Genomic DNA, 24,847 nt, shown 5'->3' on the forward strand with positions numbered 1-24,847 from the left:
CATGGGGGAGTCGGGGATCGGCGCGGAGCTGCCGGGGGTGCACCTGCGCTGGCTGGCGCTCGACGAGCAGACGCTGGACGCCGAGCGGCTGCTGCCGCTGCTGAGCGACGAGGAGCGCGAGCGCTACGCCGGCACGGTCGCCGCGTCGGCGGCCGAGCGCTTCGTCTTCGGGCGGGTGCTCCTGCGGATGCTCGCGGCCGAGCTCACGGGGACGCGCGCGTCGGAGGTCCGGGTCGTCGCCTGCTGCCCGCGCTGCGGGGGCGCGCACGGCCGGCCGCGGCTGGAGGGACGCGGGATCGCGCTCGAGCTGCTGTCGGTGAGCATCGCGCACTGCGCGGGCGCCGTCGTGGTCGCGGCGAGCAGCGCCGGTGCGGTCGGCGTCGATGTGGAGCCGACGCTGGGCACGCCCGAGCGCGGGGAGCGGATCACGCGCATCGCCGGGGCGCCCTTCGCCACGGGCGGGATGCGCCCCGCCGACCCCGTCCTGCACTGGACCCGGATCGAGGCCGCTCTGAAGGCGGACGGCCGCGGGCTCGAGCTCGACCCGCGCCGGGTGCACGTGCACGAGTCGCACCACGCGGCGGAGGCGCGGATCGACGGCGTCCGCTTCCGGCTGGCCGAGCCGCAGCTGGACCCCGCGCTGCGGGTCAGCGTCGCCCTCGGGCCGATGGGGGACGCGGGCGCCGGGCCCATCATCGGCTGGCGGCGCGAGCACGGCGACGCGCTCGCGGACTCGCTGGTGTCAGCGCCCGGGCGGTAGCGGCGGCAGCTCCTCGTCGAGGAGCCAGGCGTCGAGCAGGTCGTCCACGCCCTCGCCGAGGACTTCCGTGCAGAGCTCGCGGAACTCCTCGTCGGTGACGGCGGCGGAGGCGTAGCGGGACGTCCACTCCCGCAGCAGCCGGAGGAAGGGCTCGTCGCCGACGGTGAGCCGCAGCGCGTGCAGGGTGAGCGCGCCGCGCTTGTAGACGCGGTCGTCGAAGAGCGCGACCGGCCCCGGATCGGCGAGCACGAGATCCTGCGCCGCAGTCCGCAGCACCGCGTGGTGGCGGCGGGCGCAGGCGTCGGCGGTGGCGCGGCCCGACTCCTCCGACCACAGCCACTCCGCGTAGCAGGCGAACCCCTCGTTGAGCCAGATGTGGCGCCACCGGGCGATGCCCACACTGTTGCCGAACCACTGGTGCGCGAGCTCGTGAGCGATGAGGCGCTCCGAGCCGCCGCGGCCGTCGGCGTGGTTGGCGCCGAACACCGCCATCGCCTGCGCCTCGAGCGGGATCTCCAGCTCGTCCGCCGTGACGACGACGCAGTAGCGGGCGAAGGGGTAGGTCCCGAACAGCCGCGTGAACAGGGCGAGCATGCGCTCGAGCGGAGCGAAGTCGTGCGCGACCCGAGCGGCCAGGGCGGCGGGGCGGGCGAGGGTCACCGCGACCCCGGCGAGCACGCGCTCCTCGATCGCGTAGCGGCCGATCTGCACCGAGGCGAGGTACGCGGCGCTGGGCTCGCGCTGCTCGTAGAGCCAGGTGCGGCGGCCGGAGCGGGCGCTCGAGTCGACGAGCACCCCGTTCGCGAGCACGGCGTAGCCCTCCTCGGCGGTGACGCGCAGGCGGTACGGAGCCTTCTCGGCGACGTCGTCGTTGCAGGGGAACCAGGTGGAGGAGCCGGAGGGCTGCGAGGCGACGAGCACCCCGTCCTCCAGCTCCTCCCAGCCGAGCTCGCCCCAGTGGCTGGCGCGGGGGGCGGGGTGGCCGCTGTACTCGATCTCGACGTCGACGCTCTCGCCGGCGGCCAGCGGCTCGGCGGGGGACACCCGCAGCTTGTGCGGCGCCTGCTCGTGGCGGGCGCGGCGTCCGTCGATCCGGACGCGGGACACGCGGAGCCGGGAGAGGTCGAGGGAGAACCGCCGGAGCGGCTGCAGCGCGACGATCCGCAGCACGGCCCGGCCGGCCAGGCGGTTCGAGGCGACGCGGTAGTCGAGGTCGAGGTCGTAGGACTCGACGCGGTAGCCGGTGTTCCCGATGCCGGGGACGTAGGGGTCGCCGGCGGTCTCGAGCCCGGTCAGCGCGGGGCTCACGCGACGGGCGCGTGGTAGTCGGCGACGCGCACCTCGCGCCACGGGCCGATCGGGTTGCCGCTCCAGCGGCTGCCCGCGGGCACGAGCTCCCCCCGCATGACGAGCGAGGCCGGGCCGACCGTGCCGTGCTCGGCGATCCGCGCGGCGGGGAGGATCACGCTGTGCGGGCCCAGGGTGGCGCCGGCGTCGAGGCTCACGAGATCCATGCTCATGATTCGATCATGGAACAGGTGCGTCTGCACGACGCAGCCCCGGTTCACGGTCGCTCCGTCGCCGAGCGAGATCAGATCGGCCTCGGGGAGCCAGTAGCTCTCGCACCAGACGCCGCGTCCGATCCGAGCGCCGAGGCTCCGCAGCCACCAGACCAGCGCCGGAGTGCCCGCGGCGGCGTGGGCGAACCAGGGCGCGGCGACCATCTCGGTGAAGGCGTCGGCCAGCTCGCTCCGCCAGACGAACGAGGACCACAGCGGCTGCTCGCTCGGCTCGACCCTCTGGATCAGGATCCACTTCGCGGCGGTGGAGACGGCCGCGGCGACCGCCCCGGCGGCCAGCAGCACGACGCCTCCCACGAGCGCGGCGAGCACCGCCCCGAGCGTCTGGATCAGCGCGAGCAGTCCGGCGACCACGCCGAGGCCGATCGCGACCGAGACGACCACCGGGACGAAGCGGCCGAGCTCCCACGCGATGCGGGCCGCGCGGAGTCGGCGGGCCGGGCGGAAGGTGCGTGCCGACTCCGCCTCCACGACGGTGCGTCGCAGCCGCACGGGCGGTGAGCCCAGCCACGACGAGCCCGCCTTCGACTTCCGGGGCGCGGAGGAGAGGACGGCGACGAGTCCGCCGGCGGGCACGGTGTGACCGGGAGCCGCCATGCCGGAGTTGCCGAGGAACGCGCGCTCGCCGATCTCGGCGCGGGCGAGCCGCATCCAGCCGCCGCCGAGCGCGTAGGAGGCGACGAGCGTGTCGTCGGCGAGGAACGCGCCGTCGCGGATGGTCGTCATCGCGGGCAGGAGCAGCACCGTCGAGGCCTCGACGTCGCGTCCGACCTTCGCGCCGAGGAGCCGCAGCCAGACCGGGGTGAACAGGCCCGAGTAGAGCGGGAAGAGCAGGACCCGTGCGGAGTCGAGCAGCCGCTCCGTCGACCAGACCTGCCAGCCGATCCGACCGCGCACAGGGTGGGTGCCCGGCTCGACGCCCCGGCCGAGCAGGCGCACCAGGACGACGACGAGGGCGGCGAGGACGACTCCGGAGACGGCGACGGCGGGCACGAGGGCGGCGAGAGCGGGCCCGAGCGCGGCGCCGAGGCCGGCCGAGCCGCGCACGGCGGCGGCCACGACGGCGAGCCCGGCCGCGAGGGCGAGGACCGGGACCGCTGCGAGGCCGACCGCGGACGCTCCGTACGCCCAGACCCAGCCCGGGCGGCGCGCCGGGCGCTCCGAGGGGAACCCGGCGTTCGCCCTGCCGAGCCGCTGGGCGGGGGATCCTCCCCAGCGCTGCCCGGCCGGCACCCGCCCGAAGACGGCCGATCCCGGCTCGATCTGCGCGTGCTTGCCGATCCGGGCGCCGGGGAGGAGCGTGCTGCGCGCGCCCACCGTGCTGCCGGCGCCGACCCGGACGGCACCGACGCGCAGGACGTCGCCGTCGATCCAGTAGCCGGAGAGGTCGACCTCGGGCTCGATCGCGGCGCCGCGCCCGAGCGTGAGCATCCCGGTCAGCGGAGGGAGGGAGTGCAGGTCGACGTCGTCGGCGATGCGGGCGCCGAGCGCGCGGGCGTAGTAGGCGACCCAGGGCGCGCCCGCCAGGCTCACGGCCTTGAGCTGGAACGCGATCTGCTCGGCCAGCCAGAGCCGGAGGTGCACGCTCCCGCCGCGCGGGTGGTCTCCGGCTCGGATCCCGCGCAGCAGGGTGCGCGCGGCGAGGACGGTGAGCCCCATCCGCCCGAACGGCGTGAGGAAGAGCGCGAAGGCGGGGATCAGCGCGGCGAGCGGAGCGGTGGGCAGCCAGCCGAACCCCGGCACCAGGTCGAGCACCGCGGTGACGCTGAGGATCGCTGTGATCCAGCGGGCGCTGCCGAGCACGAGCAGTGGTGCGCCGAGGAGGGTCTGCAGCACGCGCATCCGGAGGGGGACCGGCGCGATGCGGTGAGCGGACACCTCCGCAGTGCCGGTCGAGCGGCTCTGGATCTCGGCGGCCATCGCCGCGAGACGCGGGTGGGCGTAGACGTCGGCGACGGTGAACTCGGGGTCGCGCTCGCGGATCCGCGCGACCAGCTGGGCGGCGGCGAGGGAGCCGCCGCCGAGGTCGAAGAAGTTCGCCCGGTCGTCGACCGGCACGCCGAGCACGTCGCGCCAGAGGGCGGCGAGCCACGCCTCCTCGGGGTCGAGGGAGGCGTCCTCGGTCGTGCCCACGGCGAGCGGCCAGGGGAGTGCGGCGCGGTCGACCTTGCCGGAGACGCGGGTCGGCAGCTCCTCGACCACGGCCAGCAGCGGCACGAGGGATGCGGGCAGCTCCTCACGCAGGCGGGCGAGCGCCGCGTCGCGGTCGAGCTCCCGGCCGCCGGCGAGGGCCAGGTAGCCGACGAGGACCTGGTTGCCGGCCGCCGTGGTGCGGACCGCGGCCGCCGCCCCCGAGACTCCGGGGAGCGCCTGCAGCGCCGCCTCGACCTCGCCGAGCTCGATCCGCCGACCGCCGAGCTTCACCTGGTCGTCCGCGCGCCCCTGGAAGATCAGGCCGGCGCTCTCGGAGCGCACCAGGTCGCCGGAGCGGTAGGCCCGCTCCCATCCCAGGAGCGGTGCCGGCGCGTACTTCTCGGCGTCCTTGACCGGGTCGAGGTAGCGCGCGAGCCCGACCCCGCCGATGACCAGCTCGCCGACCTCGCCCTCGCCGACCCGCTGCCCGTCCGCGTCCACGACGGCGAGCCGCCAGCCGTCCAGCGGCAGCCCGATGCGCACCGGGGGAGGCCCGCCGAGGGGCGCGGCGCAGGCGACGACGGTGGCCTCGGTCGGCCCGTAGGTGTTCCAGACCTCGCGGCCCTCGACGGCCAGGCGCTCGCCGAGCTCCGGCGGGCACGCCTCGCCACCGAAGATCAGCAGGCGGACGTTCTCGAGCGACTCCGCGGGCCAGAGCGCCGCGAGGGTCGGCACGGTCGAGACCACGGTGATGCCGTGCGTGGTCAGCCAGGGGCCGAGGTCCATGCCGCTGCGGACCAGCGAGCGGGGAGCGGGGACGAGGCAGGCGCCGTGCCGCCAGGCGAGCCACATCTCCTCGCAGGACGCGTCGAACGCGACGGAGAGACCGGCCAGCACCCGGTCCCCGGGGCCGAGCGGCTCCGCCTGGAGGAACAGGCGCGCCTCGGCGTCGACGAAGGCGGCGGCGGAGCGGTGGCTGACCGCCACTCCCTTGGGGGTTCCGGTGGAGCCGGAGGTGAAGATGATCCAGGCGTCGTCCTCGAGCGAGGGCGGCTGCAGCAGCGGGATCGACGCCGTGCTCGGGTGCGGCGCGCTCGCGGTGAACAGGCGCGCGGCCGGCTCGTCGGCGCCGGTGCGCTCGAAGCGGCCGGAGCCGGTGATCACGCCGCGGACGGCGGCCTCGCCGAAGACGAGGCGCGCCCGCTCCTCGGGGTCGTCCGCGTCCACCGGGACGTACGCGGCTCCCGCGGCGAGGACGGCCAGGATCGCGAGGTAGAGCTCGCGGGAGCCGCTGGGCATGCGGATCCCGACGCGGTCGCCGCGTCGGACCCCGGCGGCGGTGAGCTCGCCCGCGAGCTGCACCGTACGGGCCAGCAGCTCCCGGTAGCTGAGCGCTCCGGCCGGGTCCTCCAGCGCGGAGGCGTCCGGGTGGCGCTCCGCGGTGTCGCGGAGGACGTCGACCAGCGTGCGGGGAGGAGGGGTGGCCGCTCCGGCGTCGAGCACGTCCTGGGGGCCGGCCGTCTCGGTCACGTCTCGTCTCCGTCCCGGCCGCGCGATCGGGAGCGCGGCGGCCGGGGCGACACCGTAGGGAGGCGGGGTGACGCGGAGGTGAACAGGCGGGGTCGGCCCGCCCGGCTCAGTGCGCCATCGGGAGCGGCGCGTCCGACTCCGCCGGGCGGCGGACGAAGAACGCGGCCACGATCGCGACCGTCGCGATCGACGCGCCCCACAGGAACGCGGAGTGGATGCCGCCGGCGTAGGAGGCGACCTCGTCGGCTCCGCCCTGCGCGAGCTCCGCCGACCGGATCGAGAGGACGGTGACGAACAGCGCCGTGCCCGCCGCGCCGCCCAGCTGCTGCACGGTGCCGATGATCGCGCTGCCGTGCGAGTAGAGCGAGGGGCGCACCGAGCCGAGGCCGGCGGTGAACAGCGGCGTGAAGACGAAGGCGAGGCCCAGGCTGAGGGTGACGTGCAGCGAGAGGACGAACCAGGGCGACGAGTCCGCCGCGAGCAGGGTGTACCCCCACAGTGCGCCGGCGACGACGATCGAGCCGGGCACGAGCAGCACGCGCGGGCCGAAGCGGTCGTAGCCGCGGCCGACGAACGGCGCGAGCAGGCCCATCAGCAGGCCGCCGGGGAGCAGGAGCAGCCCGGTCTCCAGCGGAGTGAGGCCCAGCACGTTCTGCGTGTAGAGGGGCAGCAGGATCAGCGTGCCGAAGAGCGCCGACATGCTGACCGCCATCATCGCGATGACGATGGTGAAGTTCGCGGAGGAGAAGGTCCGGAGGTCCAGCAGGGCCCGGTCGGTGCGCTGCAGCAGCAGCTGGCGCGCGATGAAGCCCGCGAGGCCGAGGCCCGCGACGACGAACGGGATCCACGGCGCGACGACCGCGGCTCCGCCCTCGCCGAGGCTCGACAGGCCGTAGACGAGGCCGCCGAAGCCGAAGACCGAGAGGACGACCGAGAGCGAGTCGATCGGGATGGAGCGGGGCTCGGTGACGTTCTCGACCTTGCGCAGGCCCAGGAGCAGCGCGCCGATCGCGATCGGCAGCACGATCCAGAACATCCAGCGCCAGCCGAGGAAGTTGAGGATGACGCCCGAGATCGTCGGTCCGACGGCCGGAGCCACCGAGATGACGATCGAGATGTTGCCCATCATCCGGCCGCGGATCGCCGGGGGCACCAGCGTCATCACGGTCGTCATCAGCAGCGGCATCATGATGGCCGTGCCGCCGGCCTGCACCACGCGGGCCGCCAGGAGGACCGCGAAGGTCGGGGCGAGCGCGGCGGTGAGCGTGCCGAGGCTGAAGAGGATCATCGCGGCGGCGAAGAGCGTGCGGGTGTGCAGCCGCTGGATCAGGTAGCCCGTGATCGGGATGACGACGGCCATCGTGAGCATGAAGGCGGTCGAGAGCCACTGGCCCACGTGCGCCTCGACGTCGAAGTCGCGCATGAGGTCGGGCAGCGCCACGCTCATGATCGTCTCGTTGAGGATCACGACGAACGCCGACACCAGCAGGAGGCTGATGACCAGGCGGCTGCGCGGCTCGAGGGTCGTGGCGGCGGCGGGTGCGGCGGGCCGCGCGGCGGGAAGGGTGCTGCGCTCGGTCACAGGTGTTCTCCGGTCGTGAGGGGGATCGGTGTGAGGGGCGCATCGACGGCTCGACTCGCGGGCGCGGATGCGGGGTACGGAGGGAGAACAGCGGCGGACGCCCCGGACATTCCCGATCGACGGGGATCCGCTGCGAGAGGTCTCAGGTGAGGACCGCGCAGAGCGCGGAGGACGCGGCCTCGGCCTCCTCGAGCGTGGCGCCCTCGCCGAAGCTGAACCGCACGGCGGTCCGGGCGACGTCGGGGTCGAGGCCGAGGGCCAGCAGCGCGGGCGAGGGCTCGTCGCGCCCGGCGGCGCACGCCGAGCCGCTCGAGACGACGACGCCGCGCTCCTCCAGCTCGAGGAGCGTCGACTCGCCGCTGCGTCCGGGGACGGCGTACGCGGCGATCGAGGGGAGCCGGTGCGCCGCGGAGCCCAGCGGCACGGCCCGGGGCGCCAGGGCCGCGACCCGCTCGGCGAACGCGTCCCGGACCGCTCCGACCCGCGCCGCGCGGTCCGGATCGAGCAGGCGCACCGCGGTGCCGAGCGCGACCGCGAAGGCCACGTTCTCGGTGCCCGAGCGCCGCTCCCGCTCCTGGCCGCCGCCGTGCAGCAGGGGCTCGAACGGGAGCCGGCTGCGCAGCAGCAGCGCCCCCACGCCCTTCGGCGCCCCGAGCTTGTGCCCGGAGACCGAGACCGCGTCGGCGCCCCAGCCCGCGACGTCCAGCCAGCCGGCGGCCTGGACGGCGTCCACGTGCAGCGGCACGCCCCGCGATCGGCAGAGCGCCGCGATCGCCGGCACGTCCTGCACCGTCCCGATCTCGTTGCTCGCCGCGAGCACCGAGACCAGTGCGGTGTCCGGCCGGACCAGCGCGGCGAGCGCGTCGAGGTCGAGCAGGCCGGTCGCGTCGACGGGGGCCGTCGACACCTCGAAGCCGTGCAGGCGCCGGAGGTGGTCGGCCGACTCGACGGTCGCCTCGTGCTCGAGCGCCGAGATCACCAGGTGCCGTCCGCGCGGCGATCCCAGCGCGAGGCCCTTGACCGCCGTGTTGATCGACTCCGTGCCGCCGGAGGTGAAGAGCGTCTCGGAGGCGCGGCCGCCGAGGAAGCGGGCCACGTGAGCGCGCGCCGCCTCCAGCGCGCGCGCCGCGGCGTCGCCGAGCGAGTGGCTGCTCGACGGATTGCCGTACTCGGCGGTGAGGAACGGCCACATGGCCTCCAGCACCTCGCGGCGCACGGGCGAGGTCGCGGCGTGGTCGAGGTAGATCACTCGACCGCGATGTCCAGGCCGAGGTCGAGCGAGCGGACGCTGTGGGTGAGCGCGCCGACGGAGATCACGTCGACCCCCGCCTCCGCGATCGCGCGCACGGTCGTGAGGTCGACGCCGCCGCTCGCCTCGACCACGGCCCGCCCGCCGATGAGGGCGACGCCCTGGCGGAGCAGCTCGGGGGTGAAGTTGTCGAGCATGATCGTGTCCGCGCCTCCCGCCAGCGCGGGCTCGATCTGGTCGAGCCGGTCGACCTCGACCTCGAGGTGCGCCGTGTGCGGGATCGAGGTGCGCGCCGCCCGCAGGGCCGCGGTCAGGTCGATCCCGCGCGCGGCGAGCACCGCGAGGTGGTTGTCCTTCGCCAGCACCGCGTCCGAGAGCGAGAAGCGGTGGTTGCGGCCGCCACCGCTGCGGACGGCGTGCCTCTCGAGCGCGCGCAGACCCGGCGTGGTCTTGCGGGTGTCGACGATGCGGGCGCGCGTCCCCTCCACCGCAGCGACGTACTGCGCCGTCAGGGTGGCGATGCCGCTCATCCGCTGCACGAGGTTGAGCGCGACGCGCTCGCCGCGGAGCACGCCGCCCGCGGGGCCCTCGATCCGGGCGAGGGTCTGCCCGGCCTCGAAGACCGCGCCGTCCTCCACGAGCACCGAGCAGCGGATCCGGGAGTCGACCTGCCGCATCGTGCCGACGAGGACGGCGCCGCCGCTGAAGACACCGGGCTCGCGTGCCACGAGGGCGGCGCTCGCGGTGGCGTCCGCGGGGAGGAGGGTGTCGGAGGTCAGGTCGCCCCAGGGCGCGTCCTCCTCGAGGGCGAGGGTGACGACGCGGTCGATGCTCTGGCGGGTCAGCACGGAAGGGCCGCCTCTCTGGTGGGGGCGGCGGCGCTCGCCGTCGCGGGGTCGGAGGAGTCGGTGCGGTGGTGGGCGCCGACGGAGTGCGTGCGCGCGAGCGCGGCGTCGATGAGAGCGAGGGCGCAGGTCAGCAGGTTCGCGTCCTCGAGCGTCCTCAGTCCGAGCGGAGCGGGCGAGGCGGAGGCGACGAGCGCGTCGCGCGCCGCTGTGAGCCCCGCCGCGTCCCGGGAGAGGCCGGCTCCCGCCCACATCGCGTCCTGGAGAGCGGTGCGGTCGAGCGTCATCGGGACGACGGCGCGGGGAGGGGCGACCGGGCCGCCGCTCCAGGAGAGGGAGTCGAGGGCGAGCGCCGCGCGGCGCGCGAACACGACGCCCTCGAGCAGGCTGTTGGAGGCGAGGCGGTTCGCGCCGTGGACGCCGGTGCGGGCGACCTCGCCCACTGCGAGCAGCCCGGGGAGGCTGGTGCGCCCGTCCAGGTCGGTCGCGATCCCGCCCATCCAGTAGTGCGCGGCCGGAGTCACGGGCAGCAGGTCGTCGGCGAGCGAGAGCCCGTTCTCGCGGCAGGCCGCCGAGATCGTCGGGAACCTCTTCGCCAGCACCTCGGGGTCGATCGCCCGGGCGTCCAGGTGCACGGGCAGTCCGCCCTGCAGCCGCATCCGCTCCGCGATCGCGCGCGCCACGACGTCGCGCGGCGCCAGCTCGGCCTCGGGGTGCACCCCGGCCAGGAACCGCTCGCCCGCGGCGTCGCGCAGCACCGCGCCCTCGCCGCGCACCGCCTCCGAGACGAGGAAGCCGCCCGACAGCGCGAGCGTGGTCGGGTGGAACTGGTAGAACTCCAGGTCCGCCGTCTCCGCTCCCGCCCGCAGGGCGGCGGCGAGCCCGTCCCCGGTCGCGACGGACGGATTGGTGGTGTGCCGGTAGAGCTGCCCGGCGCCTCCGGTGGCCAGCACGACCGCGTCGGCCGCCAGGCGCTCGAGCACGCCGTCGTGCAGGACGTCGGCGCCCGTGACCGAGCCGCCCTCCCGCACCAGGTCGACCAGGGCGGCGTGCTCGCGCACCTCGACGGACGAGGCCCGCACCGCCGCCACGAGCGCGGCCTCGATCGCGGCGCCCGTCGCGTCGCCGCCGGCGTGCAGGATCCGCGGACGCGAGTGGGCGCCCTCGAGTCCCCGCGCCAGCTCGCCGCCCTCGCGGTCGAAGCCGACGCCCCACTCCTGCAGCACCGCGACCGCCTCCGGCCCCTCGGCGCAGAGCACCTCGACCGCCGAGCGCACGGCGAGGCCCGCACCGGCGGTGAGCGTGTCCTCCACGTGCAGCGCCACGGAGTCGCCCGGCGCCGTGACCGCGGCGATCCCGCCCTGCGCGGCGCGCGTCGACGACTCCGCCAGCGTGCCCTTGGTGACGAGCAGCACCTCGTGGCGGTGCTGCGCCGTCAGCGCGGCGACCAGCCCGGCGATGCCGCTGCCGACGACGACGACCCGCGCCATGTCAGACCGCCGCCGGCCCGGCGGGCGGAACGGCCGCGAGCATCCGCTCGAGGGCGATGCGCGCCTCGGCCTGCACCGACTCCGCGACCTCGATCCGGTTGAGCACCGTCCCCGCGACCAGTCCCTCGAGCACCCAGGCGAGGTAGCCGGGGTGGATGCGGTACATGGTCGAGCAGGGGCAGACCACGTCGTCGAGGCAGAAGATCGTGTGCTGCGGGTACTGGACGGCGAGGCGCTGCACCAGGTTGATCTCGGTGCCGATCGCGAAGGTCGATCCCGCGGGTGCCGCCTGGATCGCCTTCACGATGTAGTCGGTCGAGCCGTACTCGTCGGCCGCGTCGACGACCGCCATCGGGCACTCCGGGTGCACGATCACGCGCACGCCCGGGTGCTCGGCACGCGCCTTCGCGATCTGGGCCGTCGTGAAGCGCTTGTGCACCGAGCAGAAGCCGTGCCAGAGGATCACCTGCGCGTCGAGGAGCGTCGCGGTGTCGGAGCCGCCCTGCGGCTTCCGCGGGTTCCACATCGGCATCCGCTCCAGCGGCACGCCCATCGCCTTGGCGGTGTTGCGGCCGAGGTGCTGGTCGGGGAAGAACAGCACCCGCTGCCCGCGCGCGAACGCGTCCTCGAGCACGGTCGCCGCGTTCGAGGAGGTGCAGACCACGCCTCCGTTGCGGCCGCAGAACGCCTTCAGCGCGGCGGAGGAGTTCATGTACGTGACCGGGACGAGCGGCACGCGGCCGTCGGCGTCCGGCTCGGTGCCGTAGAGCTCGGTGAGCTCGGCCCAGGCGTCCTCGACGGAGTCGATGTCGGCCATGTCCGCCATCGAGCAGCCGGCCGCCAGGTTCGGGAGGATCACGGCCTGCTCCGGTCCGGAGAGGATGTCGGCCGTCTCCGCCATGAAGTGCACGCCGCAGAAGACGATGGCCTCGGCGTCGGGCCGGCTCGTCGCCGCCTTCGCCAGCTGGAACGAGTCGCCCACGTAGTCGGCGTACTGCACCACCTCGTCCCGCTGGTAGAAGTGCCCGAGCACGACGACCCGCTCGCCGAGCGTCTCCTTCGCCGCGAGGATGCGGTGGTGCAGCTCGTCGGCGCTCGCCGTCGTGTACTCCTCCGGCAGACGGCCCTGGACCGGGGCGTCGGCCGGGATCGGGTCGGCCTGGGAGGCGCCGGGCCCGTAGGCGGGCAGGCCGAGGTCGAACGACCAGGGGGCCTCCGCGAGCTCGGGCGCGCAGGTGGCGCCGGGCGCGGAGCCGCCCTCGATGAGCCGGATGGTGCTGTCGACGGATGTCACGGTGTTCTCCTCGTGAGGCGGGTGGGGGAGTCGGGCGGCGCGCTCAGACGGGCAGCGGGCCGTTGTCGACGAGCGCCGCCGACTCGTCGTAGCGGTAGAGGCGCGGGGGACGGTGGCGGGTGCCCGTCAGGCGCTCCCCGGTGGGCACCACGGTGCCGGAGCTCTCGATCGTCCGGCGGAAGTTGGCCGGGTCGAGGGGCTTCTGCAGGACGGCCTCGTGGACCTCCCGCAGCTGGGACAGGGTGAAGGCGCCGCCGAGGAAGGCCTGCGCGATGCGGGAGTACTCCATCTTGTTGCGCAGGCGCCAGAGGGCGTAGTCGACGATCAGTCCGTGGTCGAAGGCGAGCTCGAGCGGCAGATCGGTGCAGAGCCAGGCGACGTTCTCTCCCACGATGGCCTCGTCGGCCTCGGCGGAGCGTACGAGCGCCCAGTAGACGATCGACACGACGCGGTCCTCGCCGGGGGAGCGGTCGGTGCCGCCGACGGCGTAGAGCTGCTCGAGGTAGCGCGGAGCCAGGCCCGTGGTCTCGCGGAGAGTGCGGCGGGCCGACTCGGCGAGGTCCTCGTCCGGATGCAGCGGTCCGCCGGGCAGTGCCCAGAGTCCCTCGAACGGCTCGCGGATGCGCCGGACGACGGGGATCCAGACGGTGCTCGCTCCGGTCTCCGGGTGCGGCCGCAGGGCGAAGATCACCGTCGACACGGCGAGCTGCACGTCCGGCATCCGATGCCCCCTACTAAGAGTCGCACCGACTGTAAGTGCTGGGATCACCTTAGTGTCACGAACACCTGAACACCTAGCGGAAGAGGCGACACGCCGCGCAGGGTCTGCCCTCACCGCTAGGCTGACCGCACAACCGAATACCGGGCCGCAATACGCGACGCGGGAGAGCCGACTCCGGTCGGCACCGAAGGAGCAAGCCTCCCCGCCAATCTCTCAGGTCTTGTACCGCGTCGAACTGGCCACTCTGGAAAGCGATCCGCTCGGATCCGCCCATGGTGAAAGCGCTCGAACCCTCGGGGTGGCGCGAATCTCTCAGGCTCCACGACAGAGGGGGAGTTCCCACGGCACTGCTGTGCTCTGCCGCGAACGCGGCGCGAGTCCAGCACTGCGACGAAATGGAGAACTCATGTCCGAGACCCCGACGACCAGCCCCGAAGCCCGTTACTCGCCCCTGCACGAGGTGCACGTCGCCGCCGGCGCGTCCTTCACCGACTTCGCCGGGTGGCAGATGCCGGTCCGCTACTCCGGCGATCTCGCCGAGCACCACGCCGTGCGCACCGCCGCCGGCCTCTTCGACCTCTCGCACATGGCCGAGATCCTCGTCGTCGGCCCCGAGGCGGTCGACGCCCTCGACTACGCGCTGGCGAGCGACATCTCGGCCGTCGCCGCCGGCCGCGCGAAGTACACCCTCCTCCTGGAGCGCACGGGCGGCGTGATCGACGACCTCGTCGTCTACCGCACGGGCGAGGACCGCTTCATGGTCGTCGCGAACGCGGCCAACCGGCACATCGTCGTCGAGACGCTCCGCGACCGCACCGCGATGTTCGAGTGCGAGCTGTTCGACGAGAGCGACGACGTCGCCCTCATCGCGCTGCAGGGCCCGCGCTCGCTCGAGATCCTGCAGAACGTCCAGGGCCTCGCCGTCGAGACCGAGCGGGGAGCGGAGTCGGTGCTCGACACGGACGACGCCGCCCGCCTGCTCGCGGAGCTGCGCTACTACCGCGCCGTGCCCGCGACCTTCGAGGCGCACCCGATCCTGATCGCGCGCACCGGGTACACGGGCGAGGACGGCTTCGAGATCTACGTCTCGCCCGACTCCGCTCCCACGCTCTGGCAGGCTCTCGCCGAGACCGGCGCCGGAGCGGGCCTCGTCCCCGCCGGCCTCGCCGCCCGCGACACCCTCCGCCTCGAGGCGGGCATGCCGCTCTACGGCCACGAACTCTCCCGCGACGTCTTCCCCGCACAGGCCGGCCTCGGCCGCGTCGTCGCCTTCGGGAAGCCGATCGACTTCGTCGGCCGCGCGGCCAGCGAGGAGGGTCCCTCCGGAGACGCTCCCGTGCTCGTCGGGCTCGTCGGCGAGGGCCGCCGCGCCGCCCGTGCCGACTACACCGTCCTCTCCGGCGACGACGAGGTCGGAGTGGTCACCAGCGGCGTCCTCTCGCCGACCCTGGGCGTCCCGATCGCGATGGCCTACGTCGCCCCCGCCTCCGCGCAGCCCGGGACGGCGCTCGCCGTCGACATCCGCGGCACGCGCCTCCCGATGACCGTCACCGAGCTCCCCTTCTACTCGAGAAAGAAGAACTGACATGGCCGTGCCCACCGAGCTGCAGTACACCTCCGACCACGAGTGGATCCGGGTCGACGGAGAGGTCGCGACCGTCGGCATCACCGCCTACGCCGCGGACAAGCTGGGCGACGTCGTCTTCGTCGAGCTCCCCGAGGCGGGAGCCCGCGTCGAGGGCGGCAGCGTCGTCGGCGAGATCGAGTCGACCAAGTCGGTGGGCGAGCTGTTCGCCCCCGTCGACGGCGAGGTCCTCGAGACCAACACGGCCGTCGTCGACAGCCCCGAGCTCGTCAACTCCGACCCGTTCGGCGAGGGGTGGCTGATCCGGGTCCGCTTCGACGCCCTGCCCGACGGCCTCCTCGACTCGGCCGCCTACACCGAGCTGGTCGGCGAGTAGATGGCGGCCACCAGGACCCCCGGCGCCTTCGAGTCCCGCCACATCGGGACCGACGCCGACGCGCAGCGCACCATGCTCGCGGCTCTCGGCTACGACTCCGTGGAGGAGCTCGTCACCGCCGCCGTCCCCGAGTCGATCCACGTCCGCGACCTCCCGCAGGTGCTGCCCGCTCCGGCCACCGAGACGGAGGCGCTCGCCGAGCTGCGCGCCCTCGCCGCGAAGAACACGGTGCGTCGGCCGATGATCGGCCTCGGCTACTACGGCACGCACACCCCCGCCGTGATCAAGCGCAACGTGCTCGAGAGCCCCAGCTGGTACACGGCCTACACGCCGTACCAGCCCGAGATCTCGCAGGGGCGCCTGGAGGCGCTGATCAACTTCCAGACGATGGTCTCCGACCTCACCGGCCTCGACACGGCCGGCGCGTCGATGCTCGACGAGGGCACCGCCGTCGTCGAGGCGATGCTGCTCGCGCGCCGCGCCTCGAAGGCGCGCACCGACGTCTTCGTCGTCGACTCCGACGCTCTCCCGCAGACCCTCGCGCTGCTGCGCGGCCGCGCGGAGGCCGTCGGCATCCGCATCGTCGAGCTCCCGCTCTCGCGCACCGCCGCGGAGGAGGTGCCGGAGTGCTTCGGCGCCCTCGTGCAGTACCCCGGCGCGTCCGGGCACCTCTGGGACCCGTCGGCGGTGCTCGCCGCGGTGAAGGCACACGGAGGCCTGGCGGTCGTCGCCGCCGACCTGCTCGCGCTGACCCTGGTGCGCTCGCCGGGCGAGCTCGGCGCGGACGTCGCCGTCGGCACCACGCAGCGCTTCGGTGTCCCGCTGGGCTTCGGAGGACCGCACGCCGGCTACCTCGCCGTCCGCAAGGGACTCGAGCGCCAGCTGCCCGGCCGCCTCGTCGGCGTCAGCCAGGACGCGGACGGCCACCCCGCCTACCGCCTGTCGCTCCAGGCCCGCGAGCAGCACATCCGCCGCGAGAAGGCGACCTCGAACATCTGCACCGCGCAGGTCCTCCTGGCCGTCATGGCGGCGATGTACGCGGTCTACCACGGGCCGGACGGGCTCGCCGCGATCGCCGAGCGCGTGCACGGCCGGGCCGCGCTCCTCGCGCGCCTCCTCCTCGACCGGGGCCACTCCCTCCGGCACGCCGACTTCTTCGACACCGTCTCGGTCGTCGTGCCCGGCGGCGCGGAGGCGGCGGTCGCCCGCGCCCGCGAGGCCGGCTTCGACGTGCGCCTGGTCGACGCCGACACGGTCTCGGTGTCGATCGACGAGACGGTCACCGACCTCGAGGTGATCGCCGTCGCGACCGCCGTCGGGCAGCTGCACTCGTCGTTCGGCTTCCTCGGCGGCTCCGCGCGGAGCATCCCCGCCGAGCTCGACCGCCGCACGCCCTTCCTCGTGCACCCGGTCTTCAGCAGCCACCACAGCGAGACCTCGATGATGCGCTACCTCAAGCGCCTCGCCGACTCGGACTACGCGCTGGACCGCGGCATGATCCCGCTCGGCTCCTGCACCATGAAGCTCAACGCCGCCACCGAGATGGAGGCGGTCAGCTGGCCCGAGTTCGCGGACCTGCACCCGTTCGCCCCCGAGGCGGACGTGCAGGGCTCCCTGGCGCTGATCGACCAGCTGGAGGGCTGGCTCGCCCACCTCACCGGCTACGACTCCGTGTCGCTCCAGCCCAACGCCGGCTCGCAGGGCGAGCTCGCGGGCCTGCTGGCGATCCGCGGCTGGCACCGGTCGAACGGCGACGAGGACCGCACGGTCTGCCTGATCCCCTCGAGCGCCCACGGCACCAACGCCGCGAGCGCGGTCCTCGCCGGCATGCGCGTCGTCGTCGTGGCCTGCGACGAGCTCGGCAACGTCGACCTGGACGACCTCCGGGCGAAGATCGCCGAGCACGCGGGCTCCCTCGCCGCGCTGATGATCACCTACCCGTCGACCCACGGCGTCTACGAGCACGAGGTCGCCGAGATCTGCCGCCTCGTCCACGAGGCCGGCGGACAGGTGTACGTGGACGGCGCGAACCTCAACGCGCTTCTGGGCTTCGCCCGCTTCGGAGACTTCGGCGGCGACGTCTCGCACCTCAACCTGCACAAGACGTTCTGCATCCCGCACGGCGGAGGCGGTCCCGGCGTCGGTCCCGTCGCCGCGAAGGCGCACCTCGCGCCGTTCCTGCCCGGCCACCCGCTCGCGCAGCGGCTCGAGCACGGCGTGGGCACGCAGGGCGAGCGGATCGTCCACGGCGCCGCACCGGTGTCGGCAGCGCCCTACGGCAGCCCCGGCATCCTGCCGATCTCGTGGGCGTACGCCCGGATGATGGGCGAGGAGGGCCTGCGGGCCGCGACCGGGGCGGCCGTCCTCTCGGCCAACTACGTCGCCGCGCGCCTCCGCGAGCACTACCCGGTGCTCTACACGGGGGACAACGGGCTCGTCGCCCACGAGTGCATCCTCGACATCCGTCCGCTGACGGCGGCGACCGGAGTGACCGTGGACGACGTCGCCAAGCGCCTCGTCGACTACGGCTTCCACGCCCCGACCATGAGCTTCCCCGTCGCCGGGACCCTGATGGTCGAGCCGACGGAGAGCGAGGACCTCGCCGAGATCGACCGCTTCATCGACGCGATGATCGGGATCCGGGCGGAGGCCGACCGCGTCGGCGCGGGGGAGTGGCCGGTGGACGACAACCCGCTGCGCGGCGCCCCGCACACCGCCGAGTGCCTGACGGCCGAGGAGTGGACGCACCCCTACAGCCGCGAGCAGGCCGTCTACCCGGTCCGCTCGCTGGTGCGCGGCAAGTACTGGCCGCCGGTCCGCCGGATCGACCAGGCCTACGGCGACCGCAACCTCGTCTGCGCCTGCCCGCCCATCGAGGCCTTCGCCTGATCCGCCCGCACGCGCTCGTCCGCAACCGAGGGTGAGAGAGCAGGAACGGAGCCCCGAGCCCGTCCTCGGCTCTCCGACCCTCGGTTGCGGGCACCGTCGGTCCCTCACAGGTGCGGAGTGGGGCGCAGTCCTCCCGATCCGGGGGGAACGGCGCACGGCGGCTCCGATGCACGAGGGAGCCCGACCGTGTGGAACGCGTGGTGGAGGTGCCGGCAGGGCTCGACGGAGTAGTGACGAGCGAGCAGCTCGACCGTGCGGGCGTCACGCCGCGGCAGCTGAGAGCCGCCGTCGAGCGCGGCGCGGTCCTGCGGCTCCTCGGATGCGATCGGTCCGTCGTCACGTCCGCGGAGCCGGCGGCGCGAACAGCTCAGGCCAGAGGGCGACGGCCAGCGGGTACCCGACGAACGAGACGATGTCGATGATCGAGTGGGCGATCACCAGGGGCAGGGTGCGGCCGAAGCGCTGGTAGAACAGTCCGAACACCAGGCCCATGACCACGTTCCCGATGAAGGGCCCGATGCCCTGGTACAGGTGGTAGCTGCCCCGGAGCAGCGCACTGGTCACCAGGATCCGCCACCGCCCCCAGCCCAGATCGCCCAGGCGGGCGAAGAGGTACCCGATCACGACGACCTCCTCCTGCACTCCCGCCCGGATCGCGGAGAGCACGAGCACCGGCACCGTCCACCAGTACGCGTCCAGCGGCGAGGCCACCACCGCCACGGTGATGCCCAGCGCGCGTCCGACGGCGTACAGCGCGATGCCCGGCGCGCCGATCGCCACCGCGAGGACGGTCCCGGTCCCCAGGTCCGCGAACGGCCGGCGCAGGTCGAGCCCCAGGCGCCCGAGCGGACGGCCCGAGCTCTGCCAGAGCAGGAACGCGCAGAGGGCCACCGGCACCAGGTCGAAGAAGAGCGCGAGCAGCTGGTAGACGAGGTCGAAGCCCGGGCGGTCGCTGAGGGCGCCGTTGATCGTCGCGGTCTGGTCGGCCAGTGCGGTCGAGCGGGTGAGCCGGTTGGCGATGGAGACCACCGAGTAGACCGCGGAGGCGCCCAGCGAGAGCCCGAGGACCAGCAGGATCTCGATGCGGATCCGGCGCCGTCCGGGCGCGGATCCTGACAGGTCGGTGGACACTCCGTGCGTCTCCTCTGAAGTCGATGTGTTGCGCGACGGCCGCCCGGTACGCACGTTTCGTGCAGAACAGCGCAAGGATTCCACCTCCCGGTTACCGCTGTGTAACGGTTGCCACATGCTTTTGTGCAGATAGCGGGCGAATACATAGTCTCGTTGAAGGCATCCGCGCGACGGCCACCAGTCTCGTGCGCCGCCGCCGTCGCCACGCGCACGGCACTCCACGCGTCAGGGAAACCACTTCTCGCGCGCCCCCACATCACTGGAGGAATAGTGAACATCAGACGTTACGGATTCGGGGCTCTGGCGCTCGTCGCCGCGAGCACGCTGGTCCTGGCCGGCTGCAGCAGCTCGAACGACTCGGGCGGAGGTGCATCGGGAGGCGACGCCGCCGCGATCATCTCCACGAACGGCTCCGAGCCGCAGAACCCGCTGATCCCGACGAACACCAACGAGGTGGGCGGCGGCAAGATCCTCGACGAGATCTTCGCGGGCCTGGTCTATTACGACGCCAAGGGCGCCCCCGAGAACGACGTCGCCGAGTCCATCGAGTCGGACGACGCGCAGAACTACACGATCAAGATCAAGTCGGGCCTGACCTTCACGAACGGCGACCCGGTCACCTCCAGCTCGTTCATCGACGCCTGGAACTACGGCGCCAAGCTGTCGAACAACCAGCTCAGCGCGTCGTTCTTCTCGAACTTCGAGGGCTTCAGCGACACCGAGGACAGCGAGCTCACCGGCCTCAAGGCCGTGGACGACACCACCTTCACCGTCGCGCTCAAGTCCCCGCAGTCGGACTTCCCGATCAGCCTCGGCTACTCGGCGTACTACCCGCTGCCCGCCGCCGCGTTCGACGACATGGCCGCCTTCGGTGAGAACCCGATCGGCAACGGCCCGTACAAGCTCGACGGCGACGACGCGTGGCAGCACGACGTCCAGATCGAGCTCGTCAAGAACGACGAGTACACCGGCCCCCGCGAGGCCCAGAACGGCGGCCTGAAGATCGTCTTCTACGCCACCCAGGACGCCTCCTACGCCGACCTCCTCGGCGGCAACGTCGACGTGATCGACCAGATCCCGGACTCCGCCTTCGGCACCTTCGAGAGCGACCTCGGCGACCGCGCCGTGAACCAGCCCTCGGCCGTGTTCCAGTCCTTCACCATCCCGGGCCGTCTCCCGCACTTCGACGGCGAGGAGGGCCAGCTCCGCCGCCAGGCGATCTCGATGTCCTTCGACCGCAAGGAGATCACCGACGTGATCTTCGAGGGCACCCGCACCCCGGCCTCCGACTTCACCTCCCCGGTGATCGACGGCTACAGCGACGCCCTCTCCGGCGCCGACGTGCTCGAGTACAACCCCGACGAGGCCAAGGCGCTGTGGGCTCAGGCCGACGCGATCAGCCCCTGGGACGGCACCTTCAAGATCGCCTACAACGCCGACGGCGGCCACCAGGGCTGGGTCGACGCGGTGACCAACTCGATCAAGAACACGCTGGGCATCGACGCCGAGGGCGACGCGTACCCGACCTTCGCCGAGGCGCGCACCAAGATCGTCGACCGCTCGATCGAGACCGCGTTCCGCACCGGATGGCAGGCCGACTACCCGAGCCTCTACAACTTCCTCGGACCGCTCTACGTGACCGGCGCCTCGTCCAACGACGGCGACTACTCGAACCCCGAGTTCGACACCCTGCTCCAGCAGGGCCTGTCGGACGCCGACGCCGACGCTGCGAACACGACGTTCCAGCAGGCCCAGGAGATCCTCCTGAAGGACCTCCCGTCGCTGCCCCTGTGGTACGCGAACGTGACCGGCGGCTACGGCGAGGGCGTGTCGAACGTCGAGTTCGGCTGGAACTCGGTGCCGCTCTACTACGAGATCACCAAGAACTAAGCTCGAACCACTGGGGCGCTTCGCCCGTGCCGTCGGCCACCAGGTCACGGCACGGGCGGAGCGCCCTGTTTCGGTCACAATCGAATGAGGTCCCCATCCATGCGACTCCGGAACCGGCTGGGCTGACATGCTCGCCTACATCGTCCGACGCATCCTGCAAGCCGTCCCCGTGCTCATCGGCACCACGTTCCTCATCTACTTCATGGTCTTCTCCATGCCGGGGAACCCGCTCCTGTCGCTCTTCGGCGACAAGACGCCGAGCCCCGCACTCCTCGCCCGCCTCGAGGAGCAGTACCACCTGAACGAGCCCTTCTTCGTCCAGTACCTGTACTACCTGGGAGGCGTCGTCCGCGGCGACTTCGGCATCTCGTTCTCCGGCCAGTCCGTCAACGAGATCCTCGCCCGCACCTTCCCGGTCACCCTGACGCTCGCCATGATGGCGATCGTCATCGAGATCGTCGTCGCGCTGACCATCGGTCTCATCAGCGGTCTGCGCAAGGGCAGCTTCTTCGACGCGAGCGCGCTGGTCGTCAGCCTCCTGCTCGTGTCGGTGCCGATCTTCGTGCTCTGCTTCATCGCGCAGTCCTTCTTCGCGATCCAGCTGGGATGGTTCCCTCCGACCGTCGGAGCCGACGCGTCGTTCCAGAGGCTGCTGCTGCCCGCGATCGTGCTCGCCCTCTTCGTGGTCGCCTCGGCCATCCGCCTCACGCGCGGCTCGGTCATCGAGACGGCCGGCTCGGACTTCGTCCGCACCGCGTACAGCAAGGGGCTCTCGCGACGCCGCGTCATCCCCGTGCACGTCCTGCGCAACTCGCTCATCCCGGTCACGACGCAGTTCGGAGCCGACTTCGGCCTCCTGATCGTCGGCGCGACCGTGACCGAGGGCATCTTCAACGTTCCCGGAGTCGGGAACACGCTCTATCAGGCGATCATCCGAGGTGAGCGGCCGACCGTCGTCTCCTTCGTCACGGTCATGGTGCTGTTCTACCTCGTGGTGAACATCCTCGTCGACCTGCTCTACGCCGTACTCGACCCGAGGATCCGCTATGCCAAATGAGTCCACCGGCGGCGCGCAGAAGGCCCGCCGCATCGACCACTTCGTGGCCCCGCTCGAGGAGACGCCGATCGCGTCGGTCGACGCCGTCAGCCTCGACGAGAAGCCCAGCAACCTCTGGACCGACGCGTGGCGCGACCTGCGCAAGCGGCCCATGTTCTGGATCTCGGGCGTCCTGATCCTCGTCATCATCGCCGTCGCGCTGTTCCCGGGCCTGTTCACCTCGGTGGACCCCCGCCAGTGCGCGCTCTCGTTCAGCAACCAGGGCCCCGGCGACGGCAGCCTGCTCGGCTACACCAAGCAGGGCTGCGACGTCTTCTCGCGGATCATCCACGGCACGTCCACGTCGCTGACCGTCGGCCTCATCGTGATCGTGATCACGACTGTCTCCGGCGTCATCGGCGGCGCGCTGGCAGGCTTCTTCGGCGGCTGGGTCGACACCGTGATCATGCGCCTCGGCGACATCTTCTTCTCGATCCCCTACATCCTCGCCGCAGTCGTCATCATGTCCGTCTTCTCGGCCTACCGGAACGTGTTCGTCATCGCCCTGGCGATCGGCGCGTTCGCCTGGCCGACGACGGCGCGCGTCCTGCGCTCCGAGGTCCTCCGCGTGAAGCAGGCCGACTTCGTCGGCGCCGCCACCGCGACCGGCCTCTCGCGCATGGCGATCCTGTTCCGGCACGTGCTGCCGAACTCGATCGCCCCCGTCATCGTCGTCACGACGATCTCGCTCGGCGCGGCCATCACCGCGGAGGCGACGCTGTCGTTCCTCGGCGTCGGCCTGCCCGGCTCGGTCATGTCGTGGGGCAACGACATCAGCCAGGCCCAGCGCGATCTGCGCACCAACCCGCAGACGCTGATCTACCCGTCGATCGCCCTGACGGTCACGGTGCTGAGCTTCATCCTCCTCGGCGAGTCGCTCCGCGACGCGCTCGACCCGAAGGCGAGGGCCCTCCGATGACCGCCACGACACCGAACGCACCGCAGGGGCCGCTGCTCGAGGTCACCGACCTCGAGGTCGGCTTCCAGACCGGCAGCGGACTGGTCCCCGCCCTCCGCGGCGTGAGCCTCACGATCGAGCACGGCCAGACCGTCGCGATCGTGGGGGAGTCGGGCTCCGGCAAGTCGACGACCGCCGCCGCGATCATCGGCCTGCTCCCCGGCACCGGCCAGGTCACCGCCGGCTCCGTGCTGTTCGACGGCAAGGACCTCGCGAAGGCGACGAGGACCGAGCTCGAGGACATCCGCGGCCGCCGGATCGGCTACGTCCCGCAGGACCCGATGTCGAATCTGAACCCCGTGTGGTCGGTCGGCTTCCAGGTCGAGGAGACCATCAAGGCCAACGGCCTCGCGACCGGTCGCAAGGAGGTGCGCGCCAAGGCGATCGAGGTCCTGCAGAACGCGGGCCTCGCCGACGCGGAGAAGCGCCTCAAGCAGTTCCCGCACCAGTTCTCGGGCGGCATGCGCCAGCGCGTGCTGATCGGCATCGGCCTGGCCGCGGCTCCCCAGCTGCTGATCGCCGACGAGCCCACCTCGGCGCTCGACGTCACGGTCCAGCGCCGGATCCTCGACCACCTCGAGACGCTGACGAAGACCGACGGCACCGCGCTGCTCTTCATCACGCACGACCTGGGCCTCGCCGCCGAGCGCGCCGAGAAGCTCATCGTCATGTACAAGGGCCGCATCGTCGAGTCCGGCGCCTCGGTGGAGGTGCTGCAGAACCCGCAGCACCCCTACACGCAGCGCCTGATCGCGGCGGCGCCCAGCCTCGCGTCGCGCCGCATCCAGTCGACGGCCGGCCGGGCCGTGGAGTCGGTCCCCGGCGAGTCGGAGGCCGTCCGCGAGGTCGACCTGGTCGGCGCGGGTGCCGCGCACCACGCCGGCGCGGTCGCCTCGGGCGCCCCGATGATCGAGGTCGACGGCCTCACCAAGGTCTTCAAGATCCGCCGCGGCGGCCTGAAGGCCGAGGACTTCACGGCCGTCGACAACGTGTCGTTCTCGATCCCGAAGGGCACCACCACGGCGCTCGTGGGCGAGTCCGGATCGGGCAAGTCGACCATCGCCCGCCTCGTGCTGGGCCTCGAGACGGCGACGTCCGGAGCGATCTCGATCGCCGGCCGACGGACCGAGAAGCTCAAGGGCCGCGACATGCTGGCGCTCCGGCGCTCCATGCAGCCGGTGTTCCAGGACCCGTACGGCTCGCTCGACCCGCTGCACAACATCGGCAACACCATCTCGGAGCCGCTGCGGGTGCACAAGGTCGGCGACCGGACGTCGCAGCGCGAGCGCGTCCTCGAGCTGCTCGACCAGGTGTCCCTCCCGCGCGTGATCGCGAGCCGCTACCCGAACGAGCTCTCCGGCGGCCAGCGCCAGCGCGTGGCGATCGCCCGCGCGCTCGCGCTGAAGCCGGAGATCGTGGTGCTCGACGAGGCCGTGTCGGCTCTGGACGTCCTCGTCCAGGCGCAGATCCTCCGCCTCCTCGCCGACCTGCAGGCCGAGCTCGGGCTGACCTACCTGTTCATCACGCACGACCTGGCGGTGGTCCGCGTGATCGCCGACGACGTCTGCGTGATGCAGAAGGGCAGGATCGTCGAGCACGCCCCGACGGACACCGTGTTCGACTCGCCGCAGCAGGAGTACACCCGCGAGCTGCTCGACGCCATCCCCGGCGCCGGCATCGAGTTCGCGGTCTGAGCGACCGTCACCAGGGCCCCGGCCCCGCCTGGAGCGCTCCTCGG

Annotated in this window: 18 protein-coding genes and 1 riboswitch; of the genes, 9 read left to right on the forward strand and 9 right to left on the reverse strand. The window is 72.8% G+C overall.

What is annotated here, in order from left to right; translation table 11 throughout:
- Position 1 precedes the first annotated feature (1 nt).
- Entirely contained in the window at positions 2–760 is a 759-nt protein-coding gene (locus tag C5D50_RS09915; protein WP_104222962.1) for a 4'-phosphopantetheinyl transferase superfamily protein, read from the forward strand.
- Here the strand turns inward: C5D50_RS09915 and C5D50_RS09920 are convergent.
- The 8 genes from C5D50_RS09920 to C5D50_RS09955 form a co-directional block, all read right to left on the reverse strand.
- Positions 743–2,068 carry a M1 family metallopeptidase gene (locus tag C5D50_RS09920; RefSeq protein ID WP_258069591.1) on the reverse strand — a complete coding sequence of 442 codons (1,326 nt, stop codon included), beginning with the start codon at positions 2,066–2,068 and terminating at the stop codon, positions 743–745. The two genes, C5D50_RS09915 and C5D50_RS09920, sit on opposite strands and share 18 nt — an antisense overlap.
- Positions 2,065–6,003 (reverse strand): Pls/PosA family non-ribosomal peptide synthetase, encoded by a 3,939-nt coding sequence (locus C5D50_RS09925; RefSeq protein ID WP_219815127.1) that lies wholly within the window; start codon positions 6,001–6,003, stop codon positions 2,065–2,067. The genes C5D50_RS09920 and C5D50_RS09925 overlap by 4 nt, the downstream gene beginning before the upstream one ends.
- 106 nt (positions 6,004–6,109) lie before the next feature.
- Complete coding sequence (locus C5D50_RS09930) at positions 6,110–7,585, reverse strand: DHA2 family efflux MFS transporter permease subunit (protein WP_104222964.1); 1,476 nt, start codon at positions 7,583–7,585, stop codon at positions 6,110–6,112.
- 142 nt (positions 7,586–7,727) lie between these two features.
- On the reverse strand, positions 7,728–8,834 hold the full coding sequence (locus C5D50_RS09935; RefSeq protein ID WP_104283405.1) for a cysteine desulfurase family protein: 1,107 nt from the start codon (positions 8,832–8,834) through the stop codon (positions 7,728–7,730).
- On the reverse strand, positions 8,831–9,682 hold the full coding sequence (gene nadC, locus C5D50_RS09940) for a carboxylating nicotinate-nucleotide diphosphorylase (RefSeq protein ID WP_104283406.1): 852 nt from the start codon (positions 9,680–9,682) through the stop codon (positions 8,831–8,833). Before nadC ends, C5D50_RS09935 begins: the two co-directional genes overlap by 4 nt.
- Positions 9,676–11,169, reverse strand: coding sequence for an L-aspartate oxidase (gene nadB, locus C5D50_RS09945; RefSeq protein WP_104283407.1), 1,494 nt, complete (start codon positions 11,167–11,169; stop codon positions 9,676–9,678). Before nadB ends, nadC begins: the two co-directional genes overlap by 7 nt.
- Position 11,170: 1 nt before the next feature.
- Positions 11,171–12,463 (reverse strand): quinolinate synthase NadA, encoded by a 1,293-nt coding sequence (nadA, locus tag C5D50_RS09950; protein WP_104222968.1) that lies wholly within the window; start codon positions 12,461–12,463, stop codon positions 11,171–11,173.
- A gap of 43 nt (positions 12,464–12,506) precedes the next feature.
- Complete coding sequence (locus C5D50_RS09955) at positions 12,507–13,184, reverse strand: NUDIX domain-containing protein (RefSeq protein ID WP_104222969.1); 678 nt, start codon at positions 13,182–13,184, stop codon at positions 12,507–12,509.
- 150 nt (positions 13,185–13,334) lie between these two features.
- A riboswitch (glycine riboswitch) is annotated at positions 13,335–13,422 on the forward strand.
- Positions 13,423–13,590: 168 nt separating this feature from the next.
- On the opposite strand from C5D50_RS09955, the gene gcvT reads away from it, so the two are divergent.
- The 4 genes from gcvT to C5D50_RS17000 all read left to right on the forward strand — a co-directional run bounded on the left by gcvT (position 13,591) and on the right by C5D50_RS17000 (position 18,456).
- Positions 13,591–14,769 (forward strand): glycine cleavage system aminomethyltransferase GcvT, encoded by a 1,179-nt coding sequence (gene gcvT, locus C5D50_RS09960; protein ID WP_104222970.1) that lies wholly within the window; start codon positions 13,591–13,593, stop codon positions 14,767–14,769.
- A 1-nt stretch (position 14,770) separates the two neighbouring features.
- Positions 14,771–15,145 (forward strand): glycine cleavage system protein GcvH, encoded by a 375-nt coding sequence (gcvH, locus tag C5D50_RS09965; RefSeq protein WP_104225540.1) that lies wholly within the window; start codon positions 14,771–14,773, stop codon positions 15,143–15,145.
- Complete coding sequence (gene gcvP, locus C5D50_RS09970) at positions 15,146–18,034, forward strand: aminomethyl-transferring glycine dehydrogenase (protein ID WP_104283408.1); 2,889 nt, start codon at positions 15,146–15,148, stop codon at positions 18,032–18,034.
- Between the two features lie 230 nt (positions 18,035–18,264).
- Positions 18,265–18,456, forward strand: coding sequence for a hypothetical protein (locus C5D50_RS17000; RefSeq protein WP_374955345.1), 192 nt, complete (start codon positions 18,265–18,267; stop codon positions 18,454–18,456).
- Here C5D50_RS17000 and C5D50_RS09975 read toward each other — a convergent pair.
- The gene (locus tag C5D50_RS09975; RefSeq protein WP_258059269.1) at positions 18,371–19,165 is read right to left on the reverse strand and encodes a CPBP family intramembrane glutamic endopeptidase; all 795 of its coding nucleotides are present in this window, start codon (positions 19,163–19,165) and stop codon (positions 18,371–18,373) included. The two genes, C5D50_RS17000 and C5D50_RS09975, sit on opposite strands and share 86 nt — an antisense overlap.
- A 270-nt stretch (positions 19,166–19,435) precedes the next feature.
- Here C5D50_RS09975 and C5D50_RS09980 point away from each other — a divergent pair, with 270 nt between their 5' ends.
- From C5D50_RS09980 to C5D50_RS09995, 4 genes are all read left to right on the forward strand, one after another.
- Positions 19,436–21,055 (forward strand): ABC transporter substrate-binding protein, encoded by a 1,620-nt coding sequence (locus C5D50_RS09980; RefSeq protein ID WP_104260131.1) that lies wholly within the window; start codon positions 19,436–19,438, stop codon positions 21,053–21,055.
- Between the two features lie 127 nt (positions 21,056–21,182).
- The gene (locus tag C5D50_RS09985; protein ID WP_104222975.1) at positions 21,183–22,112 is read left to right on the forward strand and encodes an ABC transporter permease; all 930 of its coding nucleotides are present in this window, start codon (positions 21,183–21,185) and stop codon (positions 22,110–22,112) included.
- On the forward strand, positions 22,102–23,070 hold the full coding sequence (locus C5D50_RS09990; RefSeq protein WP_104222976.1) for an ABC transporter permease: 969 nt from the start codon (positions 22,102–22,104) through the stop codon (positions 23,068–23,070). The genes C5D50_RS09985 and C5D50_RS09990 overlap by 11 nt, the downstream gene beginning before the upstream one ends.
- Positions 23,067–24,803, forward strand: a complete 1,737-nt coding sequence (locus C5D50_RS09995) for an ABC transporter ATP-binding protein (RefSeq protein WP_104283409.1) — start codon at positions 23,067–23,069, stop codon at positions 24,801–24,803. Before C5D50_RS09990 ends, C5D50_RS09995 begins: the two co-directional genes overlap by 4 nt.
- Positions 24,804–24,847: the final 44 nt, after the last annotated feature.

It is taken from the genome of Rathayibacter sp. RFBD1, from assembly GCF_002932915.1.
Taxonomy (GTDB): Bacteria; Actinomycetota; Actinomycetes; order Actinomycetales; family Microbacteriaceae; genus Rathayibacter.

Coding starts and splice junctions, on each gene's coding strand:
- gcvH (WP_104225540.1), top strand. CDS start 14,771: ATGGCCGTGCCCACCGAGCTGCAGTACACCTCCGACCACGAGTGGATC.
- gcvP (WP_104283408.1), top strand. CDS start 15,146: ATGGCGGCCACCAGGACCCCCGGCGCCTTCGAGTCCCGCCACATCGGG.
- gcvT (WP_104222970.1), top strand. CDS start 13,591: ATGTCCGAGACCCCGACGACCAGCCCCGAAGCCCGTTACTCGCCCCTG.
- C5D50_RS09990 (WP_104222976.1), top strand. CDS start 22,102: ATGCCAAATGAGTCCACCGGCGGCGCGCAGAAGGCCCGCCGCATCGAC.
- C5D50_RS09995 (WP_104283409.1), top strand. CDS start 23,067: ATGACCGCCACGACACCGAACGCACCGCAGGGGCCGCTGCTCGAGGTC.
- C5D50_RS09955 (WP_104222969.1), bottom strand. CDS start 13,184: ATGCCGGACGTGCAGCTCGCCGTGTCGACGGTGATCTTCGCCCTGCGG.
- nadB (WP_104283407.1), bottom strand. CDS start 11,169: ATGGCGCGGGTCGTCGTCGTCGGCAGCGGCATCGCCGGGCTGGTCGCC.
- C5D50_RS09985 (WP_104222975.1), top strand. CDS start 21,183: ATGCTCGCCTACATCGTCCGACGCATCCTGCAAGCCGTCCCCGTGCTC.
- C5D50_RS09915 (WP_104222962.1), top strand. CDS start 2: ATGGGGGAGTCGGGGATCGGCGCGGAGCTGCCGGGGGTGCACCTGCGC.